Source organism: Mycobacterium sp. MFM001 (assembly GCF_003402475.1).
Taxonomy (GTDB): Bacteria; Actinomycetota; Actinomycetes; order Mycobacteriales; family Mycobacteriaceae; genus Mycobacterium.
The window spans coordinates 18,470-28,181 of record NZ_BFAB01000027.1 but is presented as its reverse complement, the minus strand read 5'-3'; the positions used below and the strand labels follow the sequence as shown (position 1 = coordinate 28,181).

Annotated in this window: 13 protein-coding genes and 1 pseudogene; 13 read left to right on the top strand and 1 reads right to left on the bottom strand. The window is 67.1% G+C overall.

What is annotated here, in order from left to right; genetic code table 11:
* Positions 1 to 474, top strand: a 474-nt coding sequence (locus MFM001_RS23800) for a transglycosylase SLT domain-containing protein (RefSeq protein ID WP_160118041.1), incomplete at its 5' end; no start/stop codon positions are given.
* Positions 475 to 588: 114 nt separating this feature from the next.
* Positions 589 to 1,659, top strand: coding sequence for a C40 family peptidase (locus MFM001_RS23795; RefSeq protein WP_116377686.1), 1,071 nt, complete (start codon positions 589 to 591; stop codon positions 1,657 to 1,659).
* A 43-nt stretch (positions 1,660 to 1,702) separates the two neighbouring features.
* On the opposite strand, the gene MFM001_RS23790 is transcribed toward MFM001_RS23795, so the two are convergent.
* A complete protein-coding gene (locus tag MFM001_RS23790; protein WP_116377685.1) occupies positions 1,703 to 2,215 on the bottom strand; it encodes a helix-turn-helix transcriptional regulator in 513 nt (170 codons plus the stop codon).
* A gap of 242 nt (positions 2,216 to 2,457) precedes the next feature.
* Here MFM001_RS23790 and MFM001_RS23785 point away from each other — a divergent pair, with 242 nt between their 5' ends.
* The 11 genes and pseudogenes from MFM001_RS23785 (at position 2,458) to MFM001_RS23745 (ending at position 9,528) form a co-directional block, all read left to right on the top strand.
* Entirely contained in the window at positions 2,458 to 3,015 is a 558-nt protein-coding gene (locus tag MFM001_RS23785; RefSeq protein WP_116377684.1) for a hypothetical protein, read from the top strand.
* Positions 3,016 to 3,145: 130 nt separating this feature from the next.
* Positions 3,146 to 3,508, top strand: a complete 363-nt coding sequence (locus tag MFM001_RS23780) for a WhiB family transcriptional regulator (RefSeq protein WP_116377683.1) — start codon at positions 3,146 to 3,148, stop codon at positions 3,506 to 3,508.
* On the top strand, positions 3,501 to 4,109 hold the full coding sequence (locus tag MFM001_RS23775) for a hypothetical protein (protein WP_116377682.1): 609 nt from the start codon (positions 3,501 to 3,503) through the stop codon (positions 4,107 to 4,109). The genes MFM001_RS23780 and MFM001_RS23775 overlap by 8 nt, the downstream gene beginning before the upstream one ends.
* A complete protein-coding gene (locus tag MFM001_RS24675) occupies positions 4,109 to 4,999 on the top strand; it encodes a DUF4326 domain-containing protein (RefSeq protein ID WP_192887043.1) in 891 nt (296 codons plus the stop codon). The genes MFM001_RS23775 and MFM001_RS24675 overlap by 1 nt, the downstream gene beginning before the upstream one ends.
* On the top strand, positions 4,996 to 5,382 hold the full coding sequence (locus MFM001_RS23765) for a hypothetical protein (RefSeq protein ID WP_116377681.1): 387 nt from the start codon (positions 4,996 to 4,998) through the stop codon (positions 5,380 to 5,382). Before MFM001_RS24675 ends, MFM001_RS23765 begins: the two co-directional genes overlap by 4 nt.
* Positions 5,383 to 5,403: 21 nt before the next feature.
* Positions 5,404 to 5,916, top strand: coding sequence for a hypothetical protein (locus MFM001_RS23760; protein ID WP_116377680.1), 513 nt, complete (start codon positions 5,404 to 5,406; stop codon positions 5,914 to 5,916).
* Positions 5,913 to 6,512, top strand: coding sequence for a hypothetical protein (locus MFM001_RS24540; protein WP_160118040.1), 600 nt, complete (start codon positions 5,913 to 5,915; stop codon positions 6,510 to 6,512). The genes MFM001_RS23760 and MFM001_RS24540 overlap by 4 nt, the downstream gene beginning before the upstream one ends.
* Positions 6,509 to 7,516: an alpha/beta fold hydrolase gene (locus tag MFM001_RS23755; protein ID WP_160118039.1), complete on the top strand. Its 1,008-nt coding sequence runs from the start codon at positions 6,509 to 6,511 to the stop codon at positions 7,514 to 7,516. Before MFM001_RS24540 ends, MFM001_RS23755 begins: the two co-directional genes overlap by 4 nt.
* A 5-nt stretch (positions 7,517 to 7,521) precedes the next feature.
* Positions 7,522 to 7,698, top strand: coding sequence for a hypothetical protein (locus tag MFM001_RS24535; protein ID WP_160118038.1), 177 nt, complete (start codon positions 7,522 to 7,524; stop codon positions 7,696 to 7,698).
* Positions 7,695 to 8,755 (top strand): annotated as a pseudogene (locus MFM001_RS23750) (site-specific DNA-methyltransferase). Before MFM001_RS24535 ends, MFM001_RS23750 begins: the two are co-directional and overlap by 4 nt.
* 176 nt (positions 8,756 to 8,931) lie before the next feature.
* A complete protein-coding gene (locus tag MFM001_RS23745) occupies positions 8,932 to 9,528 on the top strand; it encodes a hypothetical protein (protein WP_116377678.1) in 597 nt (198 codons plus the stop codon).
* Positions 9,529 to 9,712 lie beyond the last annotated feature (184 nt).

Genomic DNA, 9,712 nt, shown 5'->3' with positions numbered 1-9,712 from the left:
CTCGCAGCACTAAGCCGTCTGTCCGGTGGTGCGCGGCGACACCGGTCACACGCGCGGTCGTCCGGGCTGACGCTTAAGCCGGTTCCGAGTGGGCCGGGTGCTGAGGCCTTCCGGGCCGCCATCCGCCGCGGCCTGGACCTCAAAGGCATCACTGATCCTGTAGCCCGCGCGAACTGGGAAGCCGGGATCATGGTCGCCGCCGACCGCGAATCGGACTTCGACAACAACGCCGTTAACAACGACGACTCCAACGCCAAATCGGGAAACAACTCCGTCGGCACGCTCCAGTTCACCCCTGGCACGTTTGCGGCGTATCACGAGCCGGGTACGTCGGCCGATCGCCGCGACAACGTCGCCGAAGTCTGCGCGTTCATCAACTACGCCACCGGGCACTACAAAGTCTCACCCGATGGATCCGACCTGGCCGCCAAGATCCAGCAAGCCGACCCGACCCGGCCACCGAAAGGGTATTAACGCTGCCCCGTTCACGGGCTTCACCAGGCGCGCACGTCATTGCCGGTGGTGGGGGTGGGGAATGTGGTGGTTGGTGTTAGCGGTGGGGGTTGGTGGTCGGCCATACTGCGGTGCATGTCGCTCGATGGGCTGGTTGCGCAGGTGGGCCAGCTGCTCGGCGATGCCCGCCGGTTGTATGGGCCGGCGCCGCAGGGCACAGGGTGGGGGACTACCGGCGAGTTGAGCGCCGGGCGTGATGGCATCGGCCAGGCTGGGGGAGTGCTGGCCAGCTGGGGCGGTGCGGGTGCCTCCGGGCAGGCGGCGGCCAGCGGGGGGCGGGTGCTGGCGCTGGACAACATGATCGGCGCCGACGACGCCACCGGCAGCGGGATAGGGCAAAGCGCCGATGCAGCGCGTTCGGGGCGGGCCGGGATGGACACCGTGGTCAGTGACACCGGCCGCGGGGTGGCCGCGATCGCGCTGAGCACCGACACCCCGGCCGGCAAGCGTGCGCTCGTCGATCACTTGCAATCGCAACTCGACCGGGCCAAAAACCTGCTGACGGTGTCCGAGCAGCGAAACGTCATGCTGGCGGCCATGATTCGCAACGGCGCCACCGGCTACGGCGGCGCACCCGCACGCATGGGCGCGATGGGTATGGGCGGTATGCCCATGCCCATGATGGGCGGCATGGGCGCCGGGGCGATGCCCACCGGCATCGGCGGCGCCGGCCTCATCCCCAACCTCGCAGCACTAAGCCGTCTCGGGCACCCGCACCGTGGAGGGGTTAGCCCGTTCTCATCGACGTCGGGCCAGCACGTTGCCGGTGGCGGCCCGCTGGCTCAGATGGCCGTCAAAGCGGCTCTGAGCCGACTTGGCGCTCCCTATGTGTGGGGCGCGAAAGGACCCGACGCGTTCGACTGTTCCGGGCTGACCCGGTGGGCCTGGGCCCAAGCCGGTGTGACCCTCGGATCGGACACCTATAGCCAGATCAAGCAGGGCAGCGAAGTCGCCGGTAACGACATCCAGCCCGGCGACCTGGTGTTTTCCGAGTTCGACGGGAGAGGACCCGGCCATGTCCAAATGGTTGTCGAACCGCCCAGCGCAGGCGGTGGCGGCAAGGTTGTCGAAGCCCAACAAAGCGGCGTGCCCGTGAAAATCTCACCCATGCCCAGCGGGCATGTGGTCGTCAAACGGGTCGGTTGAGCACACTCGCAACGGTCTCTCACCATTGAGCGTGGGAGTCGGGTTAGTCGGCGACGGCGCTTTTGAGTGCCTCGCGGTGGCGGTGAACCTCGGCAAGGGCCGACACCGTCTCGTCGAAGGACTCCGCGGCGTGCGGGAGGCTCGCCGCGATCAGTGTTTCCAGCGCCAGCAATTGCGCATCCAGGTCACGCAACGCGGCCCCGGTTTCGGGATCGTCGGCGCCGTGTCGCAGCAGGATATCCATCGACTTGGCAGCGATATTCACCACGGCCACGGCAATGCCGATAGCGTGCACGCCGCTGGTCGCGGGGGAGGGGGACGGCGGTAGCGGCGGTGCCGTCGCGGCGGGCTGCTCGGTCGGCACCGGCTCGCCGCGGCGGATCGCGGCCAGCGTCCCCGGGGGCCAGCGCAGTGCCTTCTCCAGCTTGTGAGCGCTCGAGCGGCGCGGGAACGTGTGGCCGCGTTCGAGCTGTGCCGCCGTGTTGAGCGCTACCCCCGCCGTCTCGGCGAGCTCGCGCTGGCTGGCCATTCCCAGCTCGATACGCCGGTCAGCCACCGCACGCCCCACCCGGGCAATCGCAGCCCTACCGCCCGGTGACGCTGACGGTGCACTGGTCATCGCATCTTTCCGCTGCTCGGTTGCCCCGCCTTCAAGGCGTAGCTGTGTCTTGCTGATCAAACTATATGGGCAATAGCGATCAAAGATGCCCAGACACGGTGCCGGAAAGGTGCGCGCAAAGCGATGCCCAACTAGACTTAACTTCGGTCAACAGTACCGGCTGGAAGTGGGTCACGACGATGAGTAGCAAGCGGCCCGTCGCGACGCCGAGCGTGCGCGCGAAGGCCATGACCGTACAAGCCGCGGCGACACTCGCCGAGATCCGGCGGCTCCGCCGCGAGTACTTATCCGACCCGCGCTCGGTGCTCGAGCGGCCCGCACTCGCAGATAGCGGCGAAGCTGCCATGCGACGACTTGCCGACGCCTACGACGACGCCATCGAAGCACTACGCGCCGCGGCCCGCGCCCATACCCGCCGGGCGGCTCGGGCACTGGCCGCCGCCCATGCCGCCGAGTACGCGGCAACCCTTGCTGACCAGCACGCACGGCAGTTAGCACGTCACGGCAGCTATCCCGGCGGACAGCGCCTGAGCGCCCGCCAGCGCGACCGCATCGAAGAAGCGCGGGCCAGCCTCGAGCTCGCCGAGCACGCCCCGACGCCGGCCATTGCTGATCAGCACCGCCGGCGCGCTCACGAACTCGTTGAAACGGTCGGCATCCAGATTCCGCCGCTGCTGCAACCCGCATGGCGGGCGCTGCTCGATCGGCCTAGCGAACGCGCTTCAGTCGTGGCCTAACCCGCACGGATGTGGGCCGCAGCCGACCCATATCAGACAATTAACTCTGATTCTCTAGACAACCATCTTCACTCGTGCTACAACACGATTAGTTGACTCGATAGTCAACTTTAGGTGTTAGGAGCCGAGAATGGCATACACGTTGACTGGTCCGCCGGCCGAAGATGGTCTGTGCCGGTACGGCGATCCCACCGATTGGTTCGGCCGACACGCGGTACATCGCGCCAGGGCCATCGCGATCTGCAACAACTGCCCGATCCAGCGTCAATGCGCGCTCGACGCGCTCAAAGACGACAACACCGACGGGGTGTGGGCGGGGGTGTTTTTGCCCGGACTGCGTGACGCGGCCGGATTGAGCCTGGCCCGCGCCAAACTCGTCGAGGTCGCCGCGCGCTTAGAGCACGCGACCGAAGAGCATCGCCGGCGCGCCGAAAACATCCGCGCCGCGCTACGTTTCGCCGCCCACCGCGCCCAGGGGCGTAACAGTGCCTGACCGCAGCTTCCGCGAGCGCGTCAACGAGACCCTTCGCGACGACATCCTTGCCCAACTGCGCACCGCACGGCGGCCGATGAGCACCAGCGAACTGCGGGCCCACGCACCCCACTTGCCGCTGCGCCCAGGCGGTGGCCCGCTGCTGGCACCCTTGCAAGAACAGGTCTATCGGGCACTGTGCGTGCTGCGCCGTCAAGGCAAAGTCGCCCAACACCAGTCCCGCGGCCGCATCGTCACCTGGGTCGCGACCCACGATGCCGACGAGGACGATGAGATCGCCGACCTCGAGGCAGCGTTTCACCAGCAGCTTCTCGCACCGAGTGATCCGGTCAGCCCGATTGCTGCCGATGAGGTGTTGGGTGTTGCCGTCGAACACCTCAAGTTCGCCGCCGGCACCACCGCACAGCTTGTCAACGTGCAGCCAGCCCAAGCCGCCCCGGTTACCGCTGCTTTCATCGCCGTGGTGAGCTGCTGGGCCGACGTCATCGGCGCCGCCCGACACCACCCCCATGGTGGCCGCACCGGTCTTGTGCCAGCCACCGTGAAAGGAGCCGACCAACCACAGTCCCGCCCCGTGGCCAAGCAGGCGCCCCGCTCATGATGGCCGCGCAACCGGGCTCGCACCGCATCTTTTGGCCGACGCACTGTGCGCCACCAATCACCGTCAGCCCTCGGCACATTCACGAGCAGACAAACCAGGGCGTTGATGCGTTCTGCGCCCAGGTGGTCACAGCGCTGGATCCGCAGCCGCTGCACCAGCGCCGTGGCCATCCACTCCCGGTCGGCGCCGTCTCGGTCGGGGCACCCTCGCCATGGGCCAACCCGCGACAACCCGCCGAACCCGCCACATCGTGGGCCCGCGCCGCAGTCACATGCGACTACGCCGCATGGATCGCCGCGCGCCCCGACCTACTGGCCGCCGCCCGCAGCCAGCTCGCCGGACACGACCTCGCCTGCTGGTGCCCGCCCGGCCCCTGTCACCGCGACGTCCTCATCGACATCGCCAACCCGCCCGATAACCCGCTCGACACCGGCACCAACCTGATGGGACTCGCCCTGCGCCGGCCCTGGGCGTCCCTGTTGCTCGTGCCCGGCCATCTCGGCGGCAAAAACGTCGAAAACAAGACCTACGCCACCGACTACCGCGGACCGGTCGCCATCTTCGCCACCAGCCGCGTCGACGACGCCGGAACCCGCGCCGCCCAACGCGCCGGCCTGGACACCGACTGGCACATCGCCCAAGCCGGATGGCTCGGCGCCACAGTCCTGATCGACGTGCACAGCGCCCGCGGCCGCTGCTGCGCCCCGTGGGGATATCCGGCCCGCGACACCAACGCTGCGCGCTATCACTGGGTCTTTGCCCACCCGGCACGCCTGGCACTACCCAACCACGGACACGGCTTTTCCGGACTGCGACCCGTCTCCTGGTCGGCACTCGTGCGCCGCGGCGCCCTCGGATTCAGCGATCCCCGAAAGGAACTCAACCCATGAGCGGCGAAAACCACTACCTGTCCCACACCGATAGCGACGTGGTCTGCGAGGTCGCCCGAGCCAACAGCCGCGACGCGCAACAGTCCGCCGCACTCGCCGACATGTCCGCTGACCGGGCAGAGACCTACGCTGACACCGCAGCCCGCCACGCAACCTCCGCCGCCGGCGCCGCGCGTGAAGCAACCCGCGATCTGCACACCATCTACACCCTGGCGTGCGGAATCGTTTTCGGATTCACCCTCGCCGTACTGCTCTACCTGGTGATCTACCTGTTGGTCCACGACCTCACAGCGCCCACCACCCCAGGCCGCTCGCAGGCCCAGACCAGCGTACTAATCGACGTCCCCGATGCGCCGAAGCCCGTACCAATCCACATGCCCTGAACCTATTGTGCGGCAACGACAATGAGCGCCACAGTCAGCATCCCCACCCCCGGCCGATGGGTCGCACTGCTGCTACGCAGGCAACCCCACCAAATCATCGGCAACCACGACGCCCCCTATCTGCAACGCTGGTATCTCATCCCGCACAACCGGGTCATCAACCTCTACCTACACAAGTTCCTCAGCAGCGACGACGATCGCGCCCTGCACGATCACCCGTGGTGGTTCGCCTCGCTGATCCTGCGCGGCCAGTACATCGAAGTCAGCCAACACGGCCGGCGTCGACGCCGACCCGGATCGGTCGCATTCCGCCCGGCCACCTTCCGTCACCGCGTCGAACTCATCCGTGACTCACACCGCATCCCCGCATGCGATGACATGAATCCCAAGCAGTCCCGTGAGAAGCCCTGCTGGACAGTGATCCTCACCGGCCCGCGTCGGCGCGGGTGGGGATTCTGGTGCCCCCGCGAACGGTTCGTGCCCTGGCAGAACTTCGGCGCCGGCGGCTGCGGCGAAAACCAGGACCGGCCATGATCACCGCCGCGCCCGCACAACCTCCCGTCGCCGAACCACTGTTGCCGACAACCGGTGACCTGCTCGCCGAGGGTTTGCACTGGCTGCACGACACACCACAACCCGCTTCGGCGATCATCGACTCCCGCGGCGCGGCCGCCCTCATACCGCGCAACCGCATCATCCGCTGGGTACCACTGGCCTGGGGCTGGAAAGCCAGCATCATCGTCGACGTCGCACACGTCGAATGGGGCCTAAGCGGAGGACCCCTGAACCCTATGCCCGGCAGCGAAATCCTCGCCCTAGCCGTCGAACTCCACCACCACGGCGCACACATCATCGACATCCGCTGCCGCACAACAGGACTGACCGGAACCATCGCCCTCGCCCGACCAGCCCACCCCACCCTGTGCGCCGCAGTACGCCGATACATGCAGGGCTGCCCCCTACACCACAACCGCATCTGCGGGCGACCCGAGGCCCGCGGCGGGCACAACTGCACCTGGTATTCCGACGGCCAACGCGGCGTCACCTGGCCCGCATTCCCCTCCTGGCCACCACACCAGCATCCACGGCCAAATCGGCCTGTCACAGGAATCGAGGTGCGCCACCCATGACCATCCATGCGACCCCAAGCACCGGCATCCGCGACCAAAGCTGCCGCGCGGCGCGCACACCGCAACGCCGCCGCCGCTGCATTGACGGCACGGTCACCACCAGCGACGGAGTGCACCTAGCCGTACGGGACTACCTACCGCCCGGCAGTATCGACCACACCATCGTCCTGCTGCACGGGTGGTGCCTCACCCAAACCTGCTGGAACCACCAAATCCGTCACCTATGCCACCGCGCCGGCGGCAACGTTCGGATCATCAGCTACGACCACCGCGGACACGGCCGATCCTCGAGTGCCCCGATCCGCACTTACCGCATCGACCGACTCGCCGCCGACTTCGCCGAGCTGCTCGCCGACCTCAACGTCACCGGCCCACTGACGCTCGCCGGGCACTCCCTGGGCGGCATGGTCGCACTCTCGTACCTCGCCCGCGCCGCACACCAACAACCCGCACACCCCGACGGGCTCGTTCTCATCGCCACCGCCGCCGGACAACTAGCCCAGCGCGGCCTCGGCCGCCTGCTCACCACACCCGGCCTTGACACACTCGTCGACCTCATCGACCACACGCCGCACCGCGCCGCCGAACACGCCGTGCGCACACTCGCCCGGCCCCTGTGTGCCGCACTCGCACGCCGCGGCCGATACGCCACCGACGAACGCAACACCCTCGCCGCGACTGTTGCCGATGCCGTGCACCACACCCCCTGGACCACAGCCATCGGCTTCCTCGCGGCACTCAAAACCTACGACCAACGGGCAACGCTCGAAACCATCACTGCCGCAACAACTGTCATCAGCGGGGGAGCGGACACCATCACCCCAGCGGCTCACGCCCACGAACTTGCCTCAGCCATACCCAATGCAACCCACCTGCACCAGCCCACGGCGGGACACATGCTGTTACACGACGCGCCGCACCTGGTCAGCGCCGCCATCAACCGAGCCATTGCCGGCCATCAACCCGACCGGCCTACCGACCCACGGATCGCGAAGGCCTGCTGATCACCATGCACCGCCATCACTACGAAATCTGGGACAGCACAGCCGCCGGCGCCGACATCGTCGCAGCCGCCAACACGCTGCCCACTGCACTGAGGCTCTACATCCGGGCGCGAAAAACCACCCGAGGCCACACGATCAATCTGCTGATCGACGAGCCGCAAGAAAGGAGGTGGTTTACATGAGCGAAGACGCTGCGCTGCCGTACTTCCACGACGACAGCGTGACCCTGTATCTAGGGGATGCACTCGACGTCGCCCGGCAACTGCCCACCGGCGCCGCCGACTGCATCGTGACTTCGCCCCCATAGCACCGTATTTCGGGCTTCGCGACTACGGCGTCAACGGCCAGTACGGGCTGGAAGCGTCGCCGCTTGAGTACATCGAACGGATCCGCATGCTATTCGCTGAGGTACGCCGCGTGTTGGCCGACGAGGGCACCGTATGGCTCAACCTCGGCGACAGCTACGCGGGCTCGTGGGGCAACCAGGGCCACGACAGCGACCGCGGAGATTTGCACACCAAGGTTCGCCAAGCCCGCCAGTTCAAAAGCGGCTCGCACACCGGCGCCATCCGCCCCGGAATGCCACCCGCGAAGAACATGATCGGCATCCCATGGCGCACGGCGCTAGCACTCCAAGATGACGGCTGGGAGCTGCGCAACGCTGTCATTTGGGCCAAACCCAACGCGATGCCTGAGAGCGTGCACGATCGGCTCAGCAGCCGCTATGAGCACGTGTTCATGTTCAGCAACGCACGGCGTTACTGGTTCGACCTTGACGCGATCCGCGAACCACACAGCGAGGTAAGCCTGCGCCGCGCCATGCCCCACCGAAGCGCACCAGGGCGGTCGATGCGCGAAGGCCACGGCCTCGTCGACGGCACGAGTCCGCAGACGCTGCGCCTGGACCAGATGAACCACCCGGGCGGCCGCAACCCTGGCGACATCTGGACCATCGCCACAAAACCATTTACCGAAGCCCACTTTGCCGCCATGCCCGAAGAACTGGCCCGGCGCTGCATCCTCGCTGGCTGCAAACCTGGCGGCACAGTGCTGGATCCGTTTTCCGGAAGCGGCACAACCGGTTTGGCGGCCCAACGCACCGGGCGCCGCTACATCGGCATCGACATCAACCGCGACTACCTGCAGCTTTCCCTGCGCACACGACTGCGCGACGCCGCCATCCCCTTTCCCGAGAACCTCAATGACAAACAGCCTCTGCCAGATTTGCGGCCGCGATGACTAACTCAGCGGCTCGCCGCCGGGAACAGCCCGATCACCAGTGGCGCGCTTACGTCGCCGCGCTGGGCTACCCAGACCCCGACACCCTCACTCAGGAGAGGACAATATGGCCCGCAAGCACAACGCAGATCGGGACCAGCCGGATCTGTTCAGCATCCTCGACGGGGAAGGCGGCGGTGACCAGTCCGGAAATACGCCAGATCGTGCAAGACGTCTACACCAATCACCTGCAACTACCGCAGGAGTGGACGACGGCGCGGCGCGAGGAGTTCCTGGAGACCGAGGCGGCCAGGATCAGCCGCCGCATCGCGGAGCTCTCAGCCGAGATGGGGACAGCGGCGGTGGCCGAGTGGACGGCCCGTCACGGCGATCACCCGGACTACCTGACCAAAGTGGGTCTTCTCAACACCGCCACGGCGCAGGCCAAGGAGATCGTGCTGAACAACGAACTCTACGAACAGATCCCCGAACCGCCCGAACCCCCGACGCCCCAACCCGAGACGCTTCCCGATCGCAGCCAAGTGCCCTGGGATCAACGCTGGACGCACACCCAGTACCGCAGCGACCCCAGCGAGCAGATCGAGGACCTGGTGGCGGCGATCTGGCCCGACCCCGACTTCTCGGCGGTATTTCGGATCAAAGCCGCATACCTTTTGGCCGCACGTCAGGAGGACCAGCTGCCGCTGCCCAGCCATCGCGCCGACCCGCTGGCCGCGCAACTAGCGCAGATGGTGTATCAGGACCTGCGCCACGACGGCCTGCCCGAGCGGTAACCGCCCAACCCTCGCTATTTGACGAACCCGCCGACCAGCCCACCGACCCCCGCAGCATCGACCCCGGCGGAACCCCACTACCCCCGCCAACCAAACCCCAACCCGCGACGGTTAACGAGCCCGCGCACGCGGCCGCACCTGGCCACAGCGCACAAACATCATCAAACGATGCCGGCCAGACAGT

Bases quoted from the DNA above. Each gene is read 5' to 3' on its own strand.
- MFM001_RS23795 (WP_116377686.1), top strand. From the start codon at position 589: ATGTCGCTCGATGGGCTGGTTGCGCAGGTGGGCCAGCTGCTCGGCGAT.
- MFM001_RS23755 (WP_160118039.1), top strand. From the start codon at position 6,509: ATGACCATCCATGCGACCCCAAGCACCGGCATCCGCGACCAAAGCTGC.
- MFM001_RS23785 (WP_116377684.1), top strand. From the start codon at position 2,458: ATGAGTAGCAAGCGGCCCGTCGCGACGCCGAGCGTGCGCGCGAAGGCC.
- MFM001_RS24675 (WP_192887043.1), top strand. From the start codon at position 4,109: ATGGCCGCGCAACCGGGCTCGCACCGCATCTTTTGGCCGACGCACTGT.
- MFM001_RS23760 (WP_116377680.1), top strand. From the start codon at position 5,404: ATGAGCGCCACAGTCAGCATCCCCACCCCCGGCCGATGGGTCGCACTG.
- MFM001_RS24535 (WP_160118038.1), top strand. From the start codon at position 7,522: ATGCACCGCCATCACTACGAAATCTGGGACAGCACAGCCGCCGGCGCC.
- MFM001_RS23765 (WP_116377681.1), top strand. From the start codon at position 4,996: ATGAGCGGCGAAAACCACTACCTGTCCCACACCGATAGCGACGTGGTC.
- MFM001_RS23780 (WP_116377683.1), top strand. From the start codon at position 3,146: ATGGCATACACGTTGACTGGTCCGCCGGCCGAAGATGGTCTGTGCCGG.
- MFM001_RS24540 (WP_160118040.1), top strand. From the start codon at position 5,913: ATGATCACCGCCGCGCCCGCACAACCTCCCGTCGCCGAACCACTGTTG.